Annotated in this window: 15 protein-coding genes; 3 read left to right on the top strand and 12 right to left on the bottom strand. The window is 62.4% G+C overall.

The window, feature by feature from the left end; all coding sequences use genetic code 11:
- Window position 1: 1 nt before the first annotated feature.
- From LJE98_RS08275 to LJE98_RS08250, 6 genes are all read right to left on the bottom strand, one after another.
- Entirely contained in the window at window positions 2–1,684 is a 1,683-nt protein-coding gene (locus LJE98_RS08275) for an amidohydrolase (RefSeq protein ID WP_229574679.1), read from the bottom strand.
- Window positions 1,685–1,707: 23 nt separating this feature from the next.
- A complete protein-coding gene (locus tag LJE98_RS08270; RefSeq protein ID WP_229574956.1) occupies window positions 1,708–2,889 on the bottom strand; it encodes a serine hydrolase domain-containing protein in 1,182 nt (393 codons plus the stop codon).
- A 70-nt stretch (window positions 2,890–2,959) separates the two neighbouring features.
- The gene (locus LJE98_RS08265; protein ID WP_229574955.1) at window positions 2,960–3,994 is read right to left on the bottom strand and encodes an extracellular solute-binding protein; all 1,035 of its coding nucleotides are present in this window, start codon (window positions 3,992–3,994) and stop codon (window positions 2,960–2,962) included.
- A 33-nt stretch (window positions 3,995–4,027) separates the two neighbouring features.
- Complete coding sequence (locus LJE98_RS08260) at window positions 4,028–4,837, bottom strand: ABC transporter permease (protein ID WP_229574678.1); 810 nt, start codon at window positions 4,835–4,837, stop codon at window positions 4,028–4,030.
- On the bottom strand, window positions 4,830–5,744 hold the full coding sequence (locus LJE98_RS08255) for an ABC transporter permease (RefSeq protein ID WP_420710123.1): 915 nt from the start codon (window positions 5,742–5,744) through the stop codon (window positions 4,830–4,832). Before LJE98_RS08255 ends, LJE98_RS08260 begins: the two co-directional genes overlap by 8 nt.
- 11 nt (window positions 5,745–5,755) lie before the next feature.
- The gene (locus LJE98_RS08250) at window positions 5,756–6,856 is read right to left on the bottom strand and encodes an ABC transporter ATP-binding protein (protein WP_229574676.1); all 1,101 of its coding nucleotides are present in this window, start codon (window positions 6,854–6,856) and stop codon (window positions 5,756–5,758) included.
- Window positions 6,857–7,289: 433 nt separating this feature from the next.
- Here LJE98_RS08250 and LJE98_RS08245 point away from each other — a divergent pair, with 433 nt between their 5' ends.
- Both LJE98_RS08245 and LJE98_RS08240 read left to right on the top strand, forming a co-directional pair.
- A complete protein-coding gene (locus LJE98_RS08245) occupies window positions 7,290–8,714 on the top strand; it encodes an amidase (RefSeq protein WP_229574675.1) in 1,425 nt (474 codons plus the stop codon).
- 137 nt (window positions 8,715–8,851) lie between these two features.
- On the top strand, window positions 8,852–9,904 hold the full coding sequence (locus tag LJE98_RS08240) for a dipeptidase (RefSeq protein WP_229574674.1): 1,053 nt from the start codon (window positions 8,852–8,854) through the stop codon (window positions 9,902–9,904).
- A 22-nt stretch (window positions 9,905–9,926) separates the two neighbouring features.
- Here LJE98_RS08240 and LJE98_RS08235 read toward each other — a convergent pair whose 3' ends face one another.
- The 4 genes from LJE98_RS08235 to LJE98_RS08220 form a co-directional block, all read right to left on the bottom strand.
- Window positions 9,927–11,120 (bottom strand): alpha-D-ribose 1-methylphosphonate 5-triphosphate diphosphatase, encoded by a 1,194-nt coding sequence (locus LJE98_RS08235; RefSeq protein WP_229574673.1) that lies wholly within the window; start codon window positions 11,118–11,120, stop codon window positions 9,927–9,929.
- 80 nt (window positions 11,121–11,200) lie between these two features.
- Entirely contained in the window at window positions 11,201–12,376 is a 1,176-nt protein-coding gene (locus LJE98_RS08230; RefSeq protein WP_229574672.1) for an acetate/propionate family kinase, read from the bottom strand.
- Complete coding sequence (locus LJE98_RS08225; RefSeq protein WP_229574671.1) at window positions 12,373–13,737, bottom strand: bifunctional enoyl-CoA hydratase/phosphate acetyltransferase; 1,365 nt, start codon at window positions 13,735–13,737, stop codon at window positions 12,373–12,375. The genes LJE98_RS08230 and LJE98_RS08225 overlap by 4 nt, the downstream gene beginning before the upstream one ends.
- Window positions 13,738–13,969: 232 nt before the next feature.
- Complete coding sequence (locus LJE98_RS08220; protein WP_229574670.1) at window positions 13,970–14,968, bottom strand: P1 family peptidase; 999 nt, start codon at window positions 14,966–14,968, stop codon at window positions 13,970–13,972.
- 389 nt (window positions 14,969–15,357) lie between these two features.
- Here LJE98_RS08220 and LJE98_RS08215 point away from each other — a divergent pair, with 389 nt between their 5' ends.
- Window positions 15,358–16,059: a phosphatase PAP2 family protein gene (locus LJE98_RS08215; RefSeq protein WP_229574669.1), complete on the top strand. Its 702-nt coding sequence runs from the start codon at window positions 15,358–15,360 to the stop codon at window positions 16,057–16,059.
- 15 nt (window positions 16,060–16,074) lie between these two features.
- Here the strand turns inward: LJE98_RS08215 and LJE98_RS08210 are convergent, their stop codons facing one another.
- Both LJE98_RS08210 and LJE98_RS08205 read right to left on the bottom strand, forming a co-directional pair.
- Complete coding sequence (locus LJE98_RS08210) at window positions 16,075–17,001, bottom strand: ABC transporter permease (protein WP_229574668.1); 927 nt, start codon at window positions 16,999–17,001, stop codon at window positions 16,075–16,077.
- A complete protein-coding gene (locus LJE98_RS08205; protein ID WP_229574667.1) occupies window positions 16,994–18,004 on the bottom strand; it encodes an ABC transporter permease in 1,011 nt (336 codons plus the stop codon). The genes LJE98_RS08210 and LJE98_RS08205 overlap by 8 nt, the downstream gene beginning before the upstream one ends.
- Between the last annotated feature and the right edge of the window lie 73 nt (window positions 18,005–18,077).

The raw sequence follows: 18,077 nt of genomic DNA, 5'->3' as shown, positions 1-18,077 counted from the left end.
CTCAGGCCTGCTGTTGCGCCTGATAGGTGATCTTGCCGTCGCAGATGGTGACGGCGGCGCGCACCGTATCCATGATCGCATCCGGTGCCACGGCTTCGATATCGGTGTTGAGGATGACGATATCGGCGAGAAAACCTGGTTTCAGGCGACCCTTGCGATCTTCCATGAACTCGACCCAGGCCCCGATCGCCGTATAGGCCTCCAGCGATTCCTGCAGGGTGAAGCGTTCGTCGGGGAGGCCGTCCTTCCATGGCGTGCGGGTCATGGCGTCCTGAATGCACTGGAAGGGTGAGACCGGGGAAACGGGCCAGTCCGAGGCGAAGACGACCGTTGCACCGGCATTCTTCATCGTGCGCCAGGCATAGGCATATTCCCAGCGATCCTCGCCGATCTTGTCGATCGTCGGCTCGGCCGGGAAACAGGTGCCGCCGGGATAATGCACGGGTTGCATGGACGCAACGACACCGAGGGAGGCGAAGCGGGTGATATCGTCGGGGTGGATTACCTCGATATGCTCGATGCGGTGGCGATTGTCCCTCGGGCCGTTCGCCTTCACGGCCGCTTCGTAGCCGTCGAGCGTCTGGCGGATCGCGGCACTGCCGATGGCATGGACGGCCACCTGGAGGCCGAGCGCGTCGGCTTTGGTCGCAATCGCGTTGAAGGCTTCCGGCGTAAACAGCGGCTCATAGGTGTAGCCGGGACGGTCGCCATAGCCGTCGAGCATATAGGCGGTCTGGCTGTCGATGACGCCGTCCATGAAGACCTTGACGAAATCGCCGCGGAGCATGTCGGTTGAAAATTCCGCCTTCCAGCTTGCGGCCTTGTCGAGGTCCTCAAGTGCCATGAAATTCTTCATGTGATAGGGAATACGGATGCGGCAGGAAAGTTCGCCGGCCAGTTCCAGATCGCGCATCAGGCGCAGCTGATAGCGATTGCCGTCGAAATTCTGGATCGAGGTGACACCCCAGGAGGCGCAGTAGTCGAGGCCGGCTTTCAGGATCGCGCGGTCGAGCGCGAACTGCTCCGGCGTGACGTTCTCCGGGTCCATGCCGGTTACCATGCCGAGTTCTTCGCGGCCGCCGGTGGACGCGAGCGCCGAGACCGGGCCGAAGGCATTGCCCTCTCGCAATTCGCCGTTTGCCAGGCCATCCGCGCCCATGACGATCTCGTTGCCGACACCGACATCCTTGCCCTCCAGTATGCCGGCCTTCTTCAGTGCGGCCGTGTTGGCCCAGGCGGTGTGATGGTCGGGTGCGAACATCATGAAGGGGCGGTCGGGGAGGATGGCGTCGAGGTGGTGGCGGGTGCAGGGCTCGGTCAACGAGATGATCGAGTAATCTGCGGAAAATCCCATCAGAAGCGGCTCTTGCGGGTTCTTCTCAGCATAGGCGAGGATCGCGGATTTCAGCGCCTCGAAGCCCTGGATGCCATGCAGGTTCAATTGTCTGAGCGAGACGGAGCCTGGGAAAATATGCATATGGGCTTCGTTGAAGCCCGGCATGACGGTGGCGCCTTGCGCGTCAAGCCTGTGGGTGGCGGAGCTAGCCAGGGCTTCGACTTCCGACGCTGTCCCGACCGCAAGAATGCGGTTGCCGGCCACAGCGACGGCTTCGGCCTTCGGGCAATCCGGGTCCATGGTGAGGACGCGGGCATTGGTGATGATCAGTTCAGCGGTCTGGGCCATGGGCATTTCCATCAGGGCCTTCGTCAGAGATCCAGCGCAGAAAGCGCGCGGAAGAAGGCGAAATTGTCGTGTTTCAGTTCGTCGTCGAGCGGATTGGGTTGCGAGGAGAGCTTGACGATCACGGTCTCGTGGGAGGGGTCGACATAGAGCCATTGGCCATGGATGCCGATCGCGCAGAAGGCTCCGTCGGTCTCGCCGGACTGGTACCACTGGCTGCGGTAGCGACCATTCGGGAAGAAGTTCGGTTCACCATCCACCCAGGCCTCGTGGTCCCCGGCGGTGAGCATGTCGGTGAGCCAGGTTTCAGGAATGATGCGCCGGCCGTCGACCATGCCGCCGTTCCGCAGCATTTCACCGACGCGGGCGAGGTCGCGAGCGGTGACCGAAATGCCACCGGCGGCCCGTGCCGTGCCTTCGGCATCGACGGTTACGCTGCCGTGGTTCTTCGCGCCGAGCGGCTTCCACAGGCGCTTCGACAGGACGTCGACGTAACGCTCGCCGGATGCGCGCTCGATCAGGATTCCGAGCAGGTCGGAATTGGGCGAGGCATAGAAATGCGCGTCGCCATGGGCATGAGCGTCCTTTTTCAGCGTCAGCAGGAAGGCCAGCAAGGTTTCATCCGGGCGGGATGGATCGGCCGGGTTCCAGAGCGTTGCGCGGCGATAGCGGGCATAGGCGCCATCGGTGTTGAGGTAGGCTTCGTCGAAGGCCAGGCTGACGCGCATGTCGAGCACGTCGCGGATCGTGCAGTCACCATAGGCGGAGCCGGCGGCCTCGGGCAGCAGGCTTGTGACCTCGGCCTGCGGGTCCATCAGCCCGTCGGCTTCGAGTGTCGCAATGATAAGGGCCGTCAGTGACTTGCTGATCGAAAAGACGAGATGGCGCTGGTCGATGCCGGCATGCGGCGCATAGTGTTCTGCGACGATGCGACCCGCCTTCATCAGAACGAAAGCGTCGGTATGGGCATAACCGAGATAGGCACCGACATCCTGCTGTCCGGCCAGACCTTCGCCAAGCTTCTTATGCAGCAAGCCGGACGTGACCGGCGCGCCTTCGGCGGTCTCTGCGGTTGCCTCGATCATGGCGCTCGGAACGACTTCTCCGGCATGACCGAAGCTGAAGCGGCTGAAAGGGGCCGTGCGCCATGTGGCGAGCGTCACGGCACTTCTCTCAAAACCATAGATTTCGGCAAACTGGGTCGTCATCCGGGTATGCTCCAGCTGCGGGAGGGCCATCGGCCCTCCCGTTCGTGTCAATTCGATTGTCGGATCGAGGTTACTTCTGAACTTCGGTCCAGATCCTGGTGTAGAGCTGCAGTACTTCGGGTTCGCAGCTCTGCAAGAATTCTCCGGCGCTTTCGAATTCCGCCGGTATGACCAGCTCCGGTGCATCCTTCATTTCCGGCAGCATGAACGCTTCCGAACCGGTGATGCCGTTTGCGTATTTTGCAAAATTTGAGATCATCGCCGCGTTTTCCGGGTCCATGATGAAGTTCATGAAGGCCTTGGCGTTGTCGACGTTCTTGGCGTCCTTGAGGATGGCGACGCTGTCCATGAAGACCGGATAGCCTTCCTTCGGGTAGCCGAACTTGACGTCCGCATTCTGCAGGCGTGACCGCATGATTGCGCCGTTCCAGTAGTAGACGCCGGCATAGTCGCCCGTGGGCAGCTTGTCGGTGACGCTGTAGTCCATGGCCAGCCACTTGCCCTTGGCTTCAACCAGCTTGTCACGCACCTTGAGCAGCACGTCCTTGTCCGTCGTGCACCAGTCGCCGCCGAAATACTTGATCGTCGCGAAGAGCACGTCGTTCATTTCAGGCGCGACGTTCAGCTTGCCGACCAGCTCTTCCGGCGGATCGAGGAAGATGGCCGAGGTGTTGATGTCGCCACTATAGAACTTGGTGTTGACGCCGATGCCGGTCACGCCCCACTGCCACGGAACGGAATAGTGGCGGCCCGGATCCCAGTGTACGTCGACCCAGCGCGGATCGACATTCTTGAAGTTTTCCATCTGGTCCGGCCGGGCTTCAAGCAGAAGCCCTTCCTTCACCCAGATGGGAATGTAGTTGGCCGAGGGCACGACGATGTCGAAGCCGTGGCCGCCGGCGCGAACCTTGGACAGGGCCGTGTCGTTCGAGTCGTAGTCGGTGATCGTCACCTTGACGTCGAACTGTTCCTCGAACTTCTTGATCAGTTCCGGGCTGGTATAGTCGCCCCAGTTGTAGATGTTCAGCTCGCCGGCGGCAGAAGCCGCACCTGCGAAACTCAGCACCGAGATGGCGGCTATGGCCGTGGTCGTCGTCCATTTCATAGTCATTCTCCGTTCCTCTCTTTTTGGTTGTCGTTATGCTTGTGGCTTGCGGCGGTTGATGAAGAAGAAGATCACGATCAGGACGGTGGAGGCCGCAAGGAAGATCGTGGCGATGGCGTTGATCTCCGGGGTCGTTTCGCGCCTGATCTGGCCGAGCATGTAGGTCGGGAGCGTGTCCTGCCCGCCGGATTTGACGAATTCGGTGATGACGACGTCATCCAGCGAAATGACGAAGGCGAGCATGAAGCCCGCAATGATGGCAGGCCGCAGGAGCGGGAGTGTCACGAAACGGAAGGCCTGCCACGGCGTGGCGTAGAGGTCGGCGGCCGCGCGCTCCAGCGTCAGGTCCATGCTTTCCAGCCGCGCCCGGATGGGCAGATAGGCGAAGGGGATGCAGAAGGCCGTGTGCGCCAGAATCAGATAGCCAAGGCCGGAGTATCCGGTCCAGACCTTGATGCGCGAAAACACGATCAGAAGTGCGACCGCGGTAACGATTTCCGGGATCATCAGGGGCTGGTTGATGACGGCATATTTGGCGGTCAGTCCGCGATAGGGCTCGGTGCGCGTGGTTGCGAGCGCCGCCATGGTGGCAGCGATTGTCGCAAGCGCTGCCGCCCAGAGCGCGATGATGATCGATCGCATGGCGGCAGCCTGCACGGCGTCGTTGTCCAGGGCCGATGCGAACCAGCGCAGAGAGAAGCCTCCCCATGTCGACAGCGAGTCATTCGCGTTGAACGCATAGGCGACGAGCGTGGCGATCGGCAGGTAGAGCGCGAAGAAGGTGAAGAGCGCAATCGTGCCGAAGCCGGGCTGGGAGCGGATGTCGAAACGACGTTCAGCCATGACGCACCCCCGACCTTGCCGCGTTTCGGACATAGAAGAGCAGGGCAATCATGACGAGCGCCATCAGCGTGATCGACATGGCAGCCCCCAGGGGCCAATTGCGACCGGCACCGAACTGCAGTTCGATCAGGTTGCCGAGCATCAGATTCTTGCCGCCGCCGAGAACGCGCGGGATAACGTAAGCGCCAAGCGACGGAATGAACACCAGGATGGAGCCGGCGATCAGGCCAGGTTTCACCAGAGGAATGACGATCCGCCTGAGCACCTGCAGGCGGTTGGCATAGAGGTCGTATCCGGCCTCGACCAGCCGGAAATCGAGCTTTTCGATCGAGGCATAGAGCGGCAGCACCATCAGCGGCAGATAGACATAGGTCATCCCGAGAAGGGTGGCGGTATCGGTATAGATGATCTGCAGCGGCGTATCGATGATGCCGAGCCAGATCAGCAGGTTGTTGAGAATGCCTTCGTTGCGGATCACCTGCTGCATGGCAAAGGTGCGGATCAGAAGGTTTGTCCAGAAGGGAATGGTGATCAGGAAGACCCAGATCTCGCGCGTGCGGGCCGGCCGTGTCGCAATGAAATAGGCGGTGGGGAAGCCGAGGATCAGGGTCAGGATCGTCGTGTAGAGCGACAGCTTGATCGAGCGCCAGAAGATCGCCAGATGCGCGTCGGCAATGCCCCACGTGTCGTCGAAAATGTCGCGTTGCATGAAGACCGAGGTCCAGCCTTCGAGCGAAAAAATGCCGAATTTGACATCCCCATAATCACCCTTCTCCAGGAAGGAGTAGAGGACCATCACGAGGAGCGGACCAAGCGCTGCGACGAAGATGATCGCAAGCGCGGGAAGGCTCAGCAACCAGCGGTTCTTGACGTCGCGTGATCTGGCGCTTTCGGGGGCCGTTTTCATCGCGCTCATGCTCAATCCTTCAGGATCTGCGCGACATCGTCGCTGACCAGGATACCGACGGATTGGCCTTCGGTCCGGCCGCAACTGCCACTTCGACTGTTCTGCTGGCGGACGGTGAAGAGCGATCCGCCTTCGAGCTGCACAGTGATGTTCGTGTCCGTTCCCAGATAGACGACGTTTTCGATGACGCCTTTCAATGTGGCCTCATCCGTCGGGTCAACGATTTCAGCGTGCTCCGGCCGGATGACGATGGTCACCTTGTCTTTCGGCGTGGTGCCTTCGGGAAAAGTCGCCGGGATTTCTCGTCCGGAGCGCAGACGAACGCTTGCCCGGTCGCCTGTGACCGAGGCAACCTCGACCTCCAGAAAATTCGACTCGCCGATAAAGTCGGCGACGAAGCGTTCGGCCGGACGATCATAGATGTCCCAGGGGGAACCCACCTGGCGCAGACTGCCCGCCGACATGACCGCGATGCGGTCCGACATGGTCAGCGCCTCTTCCTGGTCATGGGTGACAAAAATGAAGGTGATCCCGGTCTCGGCCTGCACCCGCTTCAATTCGATCTGCATTTCCTTCCGAAGTTTGTAATCCAGCGCCGACAGGGGTTCGTCCAGCAACAGGACCTTCGGCTTCGGGGCCAGCGCGCGGGCGAGCGCCACACGCTGCTGCTGGCCACCGGAGATCTGGCTCACCTGCCGGTCGCGCATCTCGGTCATGTGTACGAGGTCGAGCATCTCGGCGACCCGCGCCTCGACCTCGGCCTTGGGTTTGCCGAGCATCTTGAGGCCGAAGCCGATATTGTCGGCAACCGTCATGTGCGGGAAAAGGGCGTAGGACTGGAAGACGGTGTTGACCGGCCTCTTGAAGGGGGGAAGGGGCGCGATATCCTCGCCGTGGAGGAGGATTCCGCCCGTCGTGGGGAAATCAAAGCCGGCGATCAAGCGCAGAAGAGTCGTCTTTCCGCAACCGGACGGGCCGAGCAGCGTGAAGAACTCGTTTTCCCTGATGTCGAGGAAGATCCCGTCGAGTGCAGTGACCTTGTCGCGTCCGGTTCCGTAGATGCGGCTGACGCCGCGGATTTCGATGGCTGCCTTGTCAGATGCGGAACTCAAGCTGTGCCCCCTGGCGTTCGGATTGTGCGCGATAGGCTTCGTTCGCCCCAGGGCCCGGCAAAAGGCTGCCGTTCCAGGGGTGGCGCAGGTGGTATCACGCAAGTGGCGTGCCAGCTTTCGGGCATGCTGATCTCTCCCTTTTGACGGAGCCCACAATGCTGTCTCCTGAGGGACAACAGCCGGCTTTCGCCTGATTTCGTCGATGTTCCCGTATTTGGTCATGCAGTTCGACGAGACCCGCATCACCTTCTTTTGGGGCATGTTGCCTCTAATTTGGTCGTTTGACCATTTTTATTTTGGCCGGTCTGGAAGATTTTCCGATCTGCATGGCAGGGGTGCATGGAGCGCTCGGCCCGAAGCTTGACAGGGCCGCATTGGCAAGCCCATCGTCTCGAACTGCCCGATCTGCTCGTCCCTTTTAACGGAGCCATGCGTGTCCGATCCGATCTCCCTGTGCCTGACCGACCTCCTCAAGACCCTCGACGAGGGACGGCTGACGGTCGAAGAGGTCATGCTCTCCTGTCTCGACAGAATCGACCGGCTCAATCCCAGGATCAATGCTCTCGTGAGCTTGCGAGCGCGTGATGTGCTGCTCGCCGAAGCCCGGGCCAAGGATGTGGAGCGAAGGCAGGGCGCTGCTCGCGGTGCGCTGCATGGCGTACCCATCGCGATCAAGGATTTGAGCGAGGCCAAAGGCATTCTCTGTACCTATGGCTCACCGCTCTTCCACGACTACGTGCCCGATTTTGACGACATCCAGGTTGCGCGCATCCGTGCAGCCGGCGCCATCATCATTGGCAAGACCAACACGCCGGAATGGGGTTTCGGCTCCCATTCCTACAACCCGGTTTTCGGTGTTACGCGCAATCCCTGGGATACGAGGCGATCGGCCGGCGGTTCCAGCGGCGGGGCAGCGGCAGCGCTGGCGGCGCGTCTCGTGCCCATAGCAGACGGTAGCGACATGATGGGATCGCTGCGCAATCCGGCGGCCTTCAACAATGTCATAGGCTTCCGGCCGAGTTTCGGGCGCATTCCGGCGCTGCCCGGGCGTGACGCCTTTCTCAACCAACTTGCGACGCTCGGGCCGATGGCGCGCTCTGTCGAGGATGTGGTCACACTCCTCAACGTCCAGTCCGGGTTCGATCCGCGTGATCCGACGTCCTTCGAGAGCGGACCGCTCCGCCTCGACCGGGACCATGCGGCAAAGGGCGGACGGATCGGCTGGCTCGGCGATTTCGGCGGACATCTTTCCTTCGAGCCTGGTGTGCTGGCGCTGAACGAAAAGGCGCTTTCCGTGTTCGAAAGCCTCGGCTACGCCGTCGAGCCTGTCAAAATCGATTTCGATATGGAAAGGCTCTGGTGGGCCTGGACGACCTTGCGCAGCTTCTTCACCGCCGGAAGCATGCGGAACTATTATGAAGACCCTGGCAGGCGAGGCTCGCTCAAGCCGGAGATTCTCCATGAGGTTCGAGCCGGTCTGCGCATCAGGGCAGCTGATGTCTACGAGGCCTCGGCCGTCCGGACGGCCTGGTATCAGGCTGTCATGAAGGTCTATGAGCGCTTCGACTATCTCGTCGCGCCGGCCGCGCAGGTATTCCCCTTCGACGCCGATATTCCCTGGCCACGCGAGATCGCCGGCAGGCACATGGATACCTATCATCGCTGGATGGAGGTGGTGATCGGCCCCAGCATGGCCGGGCTTCCGGTGGCCGCATTGCCGGTCGGCTTCTCAGCCGAGGACCTGCCCAACGGGTTCCAGCTGATCGGGCCGCCAAGGAGCGATGCTGCCGTACTCTCTGTCGCTGCGGCCTATGAGGCTGCCACCGACTGGCTTACGCGCGTTCCACCCCTGTCTTGACGTCTTGCACGATAAGTTGCCGTGCGACCTGAAGCGCGACATGATTTCGTCAAACGATTCCGAAAGTTTTGCTCCGACGTCCCTCCATTCCTCCCCGTCCGGTCCACTGCCCGGATGTCATTTCTGGATCAGCCTTCATGGATCTCGTATTCGACGGTCACAACGATGTTCTCCTTCGCCTCTGGCGCAGTCGAAACGAGGGCCGCAATCCCGTTGCCGAGTTCCGCAACGGGACCAGCGCCGGTCACATCGATGCCCCCCGCGCCAAACGTGGCGGGCTCGCCGGTGGCCTTTGCGCTATCTATATCCCATCGCCGCACGACTTCAGCCTGCGTGAGCCGGATGCGAACGGGCACTATGCGACACCGCTCGATCCGCCGCTCGAACGGACGTCATCGCTCGACATTGCGCTGCAGATGGCGGCGATTGCCCACCGTCTGGATCAGGACGGCAGCTGGCGACTCTGCCGGAGCACGGCCGAGATCCGGCAAGCCATGGCGGACGGCGTGTTCGCGGCTGTACTTCATATGGAAGGCTGCGAGGCGATCGATGCGGATCTGGAGACGCTCGAGGTCTTCTACGCTGCCGGACTTCGGTCGCTCGGGCCGGTGTGGAGCCGCAACAATATTTTCAGCCACGGCGTCCCCTTTGCCTATCCGAGTTCGCCCGATACAGGCGCGGGTCTGACACGGGCCGGCGAAGATCTGGTACGTGCCTGCAACCGGCTGGGTATCCTGATCGATCTTGCCCATATCACAGAGAAAGGTTTCTGGGACGTCGAGCGTCTCAGCGACCAGCCATTGATCGCCAGCCATTCCAACGTGCATGCGCTGACACCCGTCGCCCGCAATCTGACCGACCGGCAGATGGACGCGATCAAGGCAAGCCATGGCCTTGTCGGTTTGAACTATGCCGTCACCATGCTCAGGCCCGATGGCCGTGACGATGCCGACACATCGCTTGCGACGATGATCAGCCATGTCGACTATCTCGTCGACCGCATGGGGATAGATTGTGTTGCGCTCGGCTCGGATTTCGACGGTGCGACGATCCCTAACGTCATCGGCGACGCAGCCGGCAACCAGCGACTGGTTACGGCCCTGACGAAGCGCGGCTACGGTCCGGCCGAGCTCGACAAGATCTGTCGGGAAAACTGGCTGAGGGTGCTGGCCTCCGCCTGGCACGAGTGAGCGTCGGGGGCGCGCCTTCCCGTCAGGCGACGCGGTGGCCCGAACGCCAGGCCGATTTGACGAAGGGGTGACCATCCTGCAGGCCGACGCGGATCAGGTCGGCTTTCAGGCCTGCCTCGATCGCGCCGCGATCCGGCAGGTTCCCGGCAAGGGCCGGACTGCGCGTGACCATGGCGACAGCGCTTGGAAGATCGTAGTCGAGGCCCAGATCGGCCGAGATCATGAAGGCCGCATCGAGCATGGAGCGGGGGACGTAGTCGGAGGCGAGGATATCGACGAGCCTTGCTGCCAAGAGGTCGCGCACGGCGATGTTTCCGGATTGGGAGCCGCCGCGCACGAGGTTCGGAGCACCGGCAACGATTGACATCCCCGCTGTCCTTGCCGCTTGCGCTGCTTCCATCGAGCAGGGGAATTCCGAAATGGACACACCCTCGGCGATCCCTTCCTCGATATGCGCGACGTCGGTGTCGTCGTGGCTCATCAGTGGCATGGAATGCGCGCGGGCAAGGGCGACGATATCCGGCCGGGTGGTCGCGGCGATATGGCTCTTTTCCGCGACCAGGACCTTGATCTTCCCACGAACCAGTTCCGGGCTTTCACCCGTCGACTTGCAGGCTCTTGCGACATAGGCCTCGATATCACGGCTCTGGCGGATGCCGGGCAGGTGCTCCATGACCGAGATGACGCGGACGATGTCCCGGTCGATATTGTCGGCCGTCAATTGCGGGGTCACCGGATCCGTCAGTTCGCAGCGCAGGTGGACAAGATGTTCGGCGCGCAGCATGCCTGCGGCTTGTGTCTGTTCCAGCGCCTCGATCATCGGTGTCAGGATCTCGGCGCGTTCGGGATTGTCGGTGGTCGCGCCGACGCAAAGGCTGTCGAAGACGGTTGTGACACCGCCGCCGATGATCTGGGCGTCATGGGCGAGGGCCGCGCGCATGAAATCCCAGCGCACATGGGCGCGCGGATAGAGATGCTTCTCGAAGTGATCGGTGTGGATGTCGACGAGGCCGGGCAGGAGGTAGTCGCCGGCGAAATCGAGTGCATCGGCGTGGTTTGACGCACCTTCGTGTATCTCCAGGATCCTGCCGTCCTTGACCACCACCGAGCCGTGCAGCACATGGTCTGGTGTCACGACCCGAGCATTCGAGAGGATCAGCACCTCGTCGTGCGCCGCTTCACTGGCTTCACCCGTCGCATCCGTCTGCCTCAGCATGACCGCATCTCCATCCGCTCTCGTGGAAGCGTCTCTAGGCGCGTTTCATGACGCTTTGGTGTCAGATGCGGCGGATCTTCTCAGCCAAGCAGTCTCAGGCAGTCATCGGCGATCACCTGTTCCTCGTCGGTTGCGATCACGCGGATCTTCACCCGGCTTTCCTCGCGCGAGATGACGGCTACGTTGCGGTCGTTCGCTTCGCCGTCGAGCTGAAGTCCGAGGAAGCGCAGGCGCTCGACGACCGAGCGGCGGATTGCCGGCTGGTTCTCGCCGATGCCGGCCGTGAAGACCAGTGTGTCCAGTCCGCCCAGCGAGGCTGCGAGCCGCGCCACTTCGCCCGCTATGCGAAACGTGAAGACATCGATCGCTTCGCAGGCAGTTTTCGAAGGTGTCTCCAGCAGCGCCCGGCTGTCGGCGCTGATGCCGGAGAGACCGAGCAGGCCCGACTGCTTGTAGATCATTTCCTCCAACTGTTTCACGCTCAGCCCATGGGCGTCGATCAGATGGAAGAGCACGCCGGGATCAATTGCGCCCGAGCGGGTGGCCATTGGCACGCCATCAATGGTGGAAAAGCCCATGGAGGTGTCGCGGCTCGAGCCGTGTTCCAGCGCGCAGAGGCTGGCACCCGAACCGAGATGGGCAACGATCGCCCGGCCTCCGGCCGTCTGCGGTTCCAGCCGGTTCAAGGCGCCGGCGATATAGGCATAGGACAGGCCGTGGAAGCCGTAGCGCTTGACGCCCTTGTCAAACCAGGCGCGTGGGATGGCGAAGCGGCGGACGGTATCGGAGAGTGTGCGATGGAAGGCGGTGTCGAAGGACGCCGTCTGCGGCATGCCGGGTTTCAGTTCGGTGATGGCGCGGATCAGCCGCAGGTTCTGCGGCTGGTGCAGCGGCGCCAGCGTCACCAGGCTCTCAATGCCGGCAAGGCTTGTGTCATCGACCTTCACGGCATCCGCGAAGAGATCTCCGCCATGCACGACGCGGTGGCCGACTGCGGAGACCGCGTCGAGATCGTAATGTTCGCTGAGCCAATCGAAGACCTCTTCCAGCACGTCGTGCAGGAGATCATCGGTCTTTGCGACCAGCGGCACGTCGAAGACGGCGGGTCCCTCGACCAGATGAAAGGTGAGCGGCTCGGCGCGGAAGTCGATGACACCCTTGCCGATACGTCTTACTCCCCCGGTTTCCCGGGCGAATATGCCCATCTTCACCGTCGACGAGCCGGCATTGAAGGTCAGCAGCAGTTTCTGGTTCATGCCATCGGTCCGAGCGCCGCCGCACGTCTGGCTGCGACGAGTTTGGCCAGTGCAGCCGACGCAATGCGGACACGCAGGCTGTCCGAGCGGCTGGTCAGGATGATCGGCACGCGGGCGCCGAGCACGAGGCCTGCGGCATCGGCATTGGCAAAATAGAGGAGCTGCTTGGCCAGCATGTTGCCGGCTTCGAGATCCGGGACCAGCAGGATATCGGCGTCGCCGGCGACGGGGGATATGATGCCCTTGGTGCGGGCGGCCTCCATGCTGATCGCATTGTCGAAGGCGAGCGGGCCGTCGACCTTGGCGCCCCTGATCTGGCCGCGCGCTGCCATGACAGTCAGCGCCGCTGCTTCCAGTGTTGCCGGCATCTTGTCGTTGACCGTCTCGACGGCCGCAAGCACGGCAACCTTGGGGTCCGGGACCCCCAGCATATGCATGAGATCGATGGCGTTCTGGCAGATGTCGCGCTTGTGTTCGAGCGTCGGGGCGATGTTGATCGCGGCATCCGTCACGATCAGGAGCTTGGAATAGGCAGGCACATCCATGACGTAGACATGGCTGACGCGGCGCTCGGTCTTCAGTCCCGAGCCGCTGCCGACAACCGCTCCCAAAAGCTCGTCCGAATGCAGGCTGCCTTTCATGACGGAACCGACCTTGCCGGCGACGGCGAGTTCGACGGCGAGTGCTGCAGCGGCATGGCTGTGTTCGGCGTGAAGGATCTCGAAGCCGTCGATGGATATGCCCGCCTGTTCGGCCGCCTTGCGGATCTTGGGCTCGGGACCGATCAGGATCGGGTCGAGCAGGTTTTCGTCGCGGATCTCCACGGCTGCCTCGATTGCTTCCGGCGAGCAGGGGTGGACGAGCGCAGTCTTGACCATCGGCAGGCTGCGGGCTTCCGCAACGATGGCGTCGAAGCGGTCATGGCGCTGAAGCGAAACACCGGGCACTGTATTTTCCGACCAGCTGATGCGGGCCTCCGGCGCGCGGACACGTGCCTTGCCGGCCAGTACCGGTTCGCCATGCTGGTTGACGCAGCGCGTGTCGAAGAGAAGCGTGCGGCCGTCGCTTTCCTTGGTCATCAGCGTGACGGTCGCAGTGAGCCGGTCGCCGGTCGCGATATCCTTCCAGAATTCAAGATCCTGGCCGAGATAGACGGTGCCGGGACCGGGCAGGCGGGTGTCGAGGACTGCCGAGATCATGCCGGCCGGGATCAGCGACTGGCCGAGCGGCGCCGGATTGTTGTCGCCGGACAGGGCTGCAAACAGCTCGATGTCATCTGGTCCGATGATGCGTGTCATGCTCGCAGCATCGCCAAGCTTCAGCTCGTCGAAGGTGCGGTTGGTGAGAACAGGTCTTTCCATGTCGCCTTCATCTTCCATTGTCCGACCGGCCTCCCTTCCGATCCGTTGTTCCTGCGGCTGCTCTGCGTCAAAGACATGACCAACCTTGGCGGGCAATCTCCGTGGTGGAGGGTGGGTTGTCCTTGACTTGGGTCAAGGGTGGGGTGGACGAAAGTCTTGGGGGCCGCGTCTTCGCCCCTTGTGGGGAAACGGCCAAGCACTGTCGGGCCCCCAGGGTGATGGGCGGACGAGATCATCCCCACCTGTCACGCCAGGCTGGTTGCGCGCCGGCATAGGGCAGCGCTGCGGCCTCATACACCCCGCGCGCAATCGCCCGCGCTGTCACCAGTGTCGCGAGATGGCAGAGTTCCATCAGGTCGGCGGCACCATTGCTTTCACGCTTGCCCGTCGAGGCGGCAAACATCGTGTCGCCGTCAAGCGGCAGGTGGGCGGGGAGAACGGCGCGGGCGAGGCCGTCATGGGCAGAGATCGACAGCCGGTGCAGTTCGGCCTTCGACAAGGCGCAATCGGTGACCACGGCGCCGATCGTCGTTGCCGTCAACCGCAGGCCCTTGATGCGCATGGCCCGATCCTCGGCGCTCCCATGGCTCGGCTGACCCAAGCCGCCGAATTCCTGTCCCTCCTCGAAAGGGGCTGCCCAGAAATGCGGGCCGTCGCCCACGACCACCGATCCCATGGCATTGACGGCAACGATTGCTGCGATGGTGTGGCCTGACGACGAGACGGCACTGGCCGAGCCGAGGCCGCCCTTGAAGTTCGCGGTCGTCGCTCCCGTACCCGCACCGACGGTTCCGAGCGGGAAAGCGCCGTTTCCCGCATTGAGGAACGCCTGGTAACCGAGGTCGCGATAGGGGGCATGCAGGCCCCAGTCCTTATTGCCGCCGTTCAGAAGGTCCATCAGGATCGCCTGCGGCACGATCGGCACACGGACTGACCCAACGGCAAAGCCCCGGCCTGCTGCCCTCAGCCCAGATTGGACGCCGCCTGCCGCATCCAGCCCGAAGGCCGAGCCGCCCGAAAGCACGAAGGCATCGACCTGCTGCACCGTCATCGAGGGATCGAGCAGGCTCATATCCCGCCCGCCCGGTGCGCCACCGAGCACCGTGCCGGAGGCAGCCGCCGGTTCGTCGAAGAGGATGACCGACACGCCGGAGCCGAGGGCAAGATCGGTCGCATGGCCGACGGAGAGGCCGTCGATGTCGGTGAGGAGGTTCAGGGGGCCTTGAGGCATGGAAAGTCTCCGGTGGGTGGACGGAGAGTGGCGGGGGTGGGAGAGAAGATCAAGCATGTGGTTCGATCTTGGCATGCAGTCGGCGCGGGCGCTCCCGGCGTTTGCCCCTCATCCCGCCTGCCGGCACCATCTGCCCCTCAAACGGGAGGAAGGCCGAAACGGGTACTGCATGTGCCACTTTTTGCCCTTGCGGGGAGACGGAGATCATGGGCGAAGACCGTGCTCACCCTAGGCGGCGTGCCCCCATTTCCAGTCGGAACCACGAGGAAGGCTCAACGAGTTGATGGAACAACCGGGACCCGCCCACATTTGCTTCCCGCGTCTCGGTTGACGCGCGCGCCTTGCGACGCGATGTAGAGCCAAAGTTACCGATCAGGACCTATTCGCCGATGATCCCTTTCAAGCACCATCTCACCCGCATCGCCTCGGTTGCGGAAAAGCGTGTCTGGCTGACGGCGCTGGTCGCAGCCCTTGTCGCTTATTTCCTGTTTGAACTCACGGGCGAGGTCCTCGAGGGCGAGACGCGGGCGTTCGACGAAGGCGTGCTCCTGATGCTGCGGGATGCTACCGATCCGGCCATGCCGGCCGGGCCCGCCTGGCTCACCAAGATGATGGTGGACATTACAGCTCTCGGCGGGGTCACCGTGCTGGCGCTGCTGGTCACGTTGGTCGTGATCTATCTCGCGCTCCGCCGCAAATTCCGTACCGCTGCCTTCGTTACCGTCTCGATTCTCGGGGGCTGGGCTCTGAGCAGTGCGTTGAAGCTCGGAATCGCCCGGCCGAGACCGGAAGTGGTTCAGCATCTGGTCGAGGTGACCGATATGAGTTTCCCGAGCGGCCATGCCATGCTGTCCGCCATCACCTATCTGACGCTCGGCGCCATGCTGTCACGCCTCGAAGACAGGCCTTCGCTGCGCTACTTCTTTCCGCTGGTCGCCGTCTTTCTGACGTTCATCATCGGCCTGTCCCGCATCTATCTCGGCGTGCATTACCCGACTGACGTTCTCGGTGGCTGGGCGGCGGGCATGGTGTGGGCGTGCGGGAGCTGGTTCGTCGCCCGATGGATGCTGGGAAGTCCGAGCGGGCGCTAGAGCGCCCGCTTTTTCTCAATGTTTCAACGCCTTCGGGTCCAGCGCATCGCGGATCGCATCGCCGATATAATTCACGCTCAACACCGTCAGCGAGATCGCCAGGCCCGGCCAGATGACGCGGGAGGGGTTGATCTGCAGGAAGTTTGCGCCGTCGAAGAGCAGGCGGCCCCAGGTGGGGAAGTCTGGCGGGAAGCCCAACCCTAAGAATGACAGCGCGGATTCGGTGATGATGGCGGTGGCGATACCGAGCGTCGCCGAGACCATGATCGAGGACATCACGTTGGGCAGGATGTGCTTGATGATGATGCGGTGTTCGCGCATGCCGCTCGATTTGGCCGCCAGGATGAATTCCTGGCTCTTGATCGCCAAAACGTCGCCGCGGACGATTCGGGCGGTGTGCATCCAGCTGGTGATGCCGATGACGAAGACGATCAGGATGAAGATGCCGGTTTCCGGACCGAAGGCCGCGCGCAGCGTGTCGCGGAAGAGCATGATGATGACAAGCAGCAGCGGCAGGAGCGGCAGTGCCAGGAAGAGGTCGGTCAGGCGCATCAGCGGGCCGTCGAGCTTTCGGGAATAGCCCGAGAACACGCCGACCAGCGTTCCCACCAGGAGCGCCAGAGCCATGGCTGCCATGCCAACGGCCAGCGAGATCTGGCCACCGGCCAGAACCTGGGCCAGCATGTCCTTTCCGAGATTGTCCGTGCCGAAGGGATGGAGCAGGGAAGGGCCCTGGTTCTTGGCTCGGATATCGATCTTGTTCGGGTCGATCGTGTGGATGTAAGGGCCGATGAAGACGGCGGCGACGATGAAAACGAAAACGATCAGGCCGGCGACGCCGCCCGGATGGGCGCGGAACTGGCGCCAGAGCATGGGCCAGAAGGCGCCGCTCTGAGGTCTCGTCTGTGGCGACGGCGTGGTTGCGATTGCAGCATCACTCATAGCGGATCCTCGGATCGAGTATGCCGTAGAGTACGTCGGCAATCAGGTTGAAGAGCACGATCAGGATCGCGAAGATGAAGGTCAGCGTCTGGACAAGCGGGATGTCGGCGCCCTGGATCGCGGTGATCAGAAGCTGGCCGAGACCATTCACGCGAAAGACCTGTTCGGTGATGATGGCGCCGGAGAAGATCGTGGGCACACCGAGTGCGATAACGGTGACAACAGGGATCAGGCTGTTGCGCAGCACATGCACGAGGAGCACGACCTTTTCCTTCACGCCCTTGGCGCGCGCCGTGCGGACATAGTCCATGTGCAGATTGTCGAGCATGGAGGCGCGCACGAAGCGGCTGATCTGCGAGACATTGAAGAGCGTCAGCACCAGCACGGGCAGGAACATCTGCTTCACCTGCAGCACGAAACTCGACCAGCTGTCGACCACCAGCGTGGTGTCGTAGATCGACGGAAACCACTGCAGCCAGGAGGAGAAGATGACGATCAGCAGGACGCCGGTGAAGAAGGTCGGCACGGAATAGCCAACCATCGAGACGAAAGTGCCGATCTGGTCGAACCAGGAATACTGGCGATAGGCGGAGATGACGCCGATCGGGATCGCGATCAGGACACCGAAAAGATAGGAGAGGCCGACGACCCAGAGCGTCTGCGGCAGGCGCTGGACGATCAGGTCGACCACAGGGCTGCGTGTCGCCCAGGACAGAACGCGCATGCGCTCGCCGGAGCCGACGGTGAGACCGGTGATCTGTTCGAAGATGTTGAGCGGTTCATTGATGAAGAACTGCTGCAGCCATTTCATGTAGCGAATAATGAAAGGCTGATCGAGACCCATGGCGTCGCGGATCTGCTGGCGCACTTCCGGCGGGATGGTCAGCGGCAGATCACTCAGCGGGTCGCCCGGAGAGAGGTCGAGCAGGGCAAAAATAATGAAACTGATGGCCAGTAGCGTCGGGACTGCGAACAGCAGTCGCCGGACGGTGAAGGTAAACATCGGCTGGTCTCCAGACTGTCACTGAAAAATGCTGGCGCCGCGTCTGCCGGTGAAGGCAGGCGCGGCGCCAGTG

This window comes from Rhizobium sp. 'Codium 1' (assembly GCF_020889605.1).
Taxonomy (GTDB): Bacteria; Pseudomonadota; Alphaproteobacteria; order Rhizobiales; family Rhizobiaceae; genus Allorhizobium; species Allorhizobium algae.
The sequence above is the reverse complement of the archived record's forward strand: the minus strand, read 5'-3'. Positions and strand labels throughout refer to the sequence as shown.

Excerpts from the sequence above, each read along its gene's own strand:
- LJE98_RS08225 (WP_229574671.1), bottom strand. The coding sequence starts at position 13,737 with ATGGAAAGACCTGTTCTCACCAACCGCACCTTCGACGAGCTGAAGCTT.
- LJE98_RS08260 (WP_229574678.1), bottom strand. The coding sequence starts at position 4,837 with ATGGCTGAACGTCGTTTCGACATCCGCTCCCAGCCCGGCTTCGGCACG.
- LJE98_RS08230 (WP_229574672.1), bottom strand. The coding sequence starts at position 12,376 with ATGAACCAGAAACTGCTGCTGACCTTCAATGCCGGCTCGTCGACGGTG.
- LJE98_RS08235 (WP_229574673.1), bottom strand. The coding sequence starts at position 11,120 with ATGCTGAGGCAGACGGATGCGACGGGTGAAGCCAGTGAAGCGGCGCAC.
- LJE98_RS08265 (WP_229574955.1), bottom strand. The coding sequence starts at position 3,994 with ATGAAATGGACGACGACCACGGCCATAGCCGCCATCTCGGTGCTGAGT.
- LJE98_RS08240 (WP_229574674.1), top strand. The coding sequence starts at position 8,852 with ATGGATCTCGTATTCGACGGTCACAACGATGTTCTCCTTCGCCTCTGG.
- LJE98_RS08210 (WP_229574668.1), bottom strand. The coding sequence starts at position 17,001 with ATGAGTGATGCTGCAATCGCAACCACGCCGTCGCCACAGACGAGACCT.
- LJE98_RS08270 (WP_229574956.1), bottom strand. The coding sequence starts at position 2,889 with ATGACGACCCAGTTTGCCGAAATCTATGGTTTTGAGAGAAGTGCCGTG.
- LJE98_RS08220 (WP_229574670.1), bottom strand. The coding sequence starts at position 14,968 with ATGCCTCAAGGCCCCCTGAACCTCCTCACCGACATCGACGGCCTCTCC.
- LJE98_RS08215 (WP_229574669.1), top strand. The coding sequence starts at position 15,358 with ATGATCCCTTTCAAGCACCATCTCACCCGCATCGCCTCGGTTGCGGAA.
- LJE98_RS08255 (WP_420710123.1), bottom strand. The coding sequence starts at position 5,744 with ATGAAAACGGCCCCCGAAAGCGCCAGATCACGCGACGTCAAGAACCGC.
- LJE98_RS08275 (WP_229574679.1), bottom strand. The coding sequence starts at position 1,684 with ATGGCCCAGACCGCTGAACTGATCATCACCAATGCCCGCGTCCTCACC.
- LJE98_RS08205 (WP_229574667.1), bottom strand. The coding sequence starts at position 18,004 with ATGTTTACCTTCACCGTCCGGCGACTGCTGTTCGCAGTCCCGACGCTA.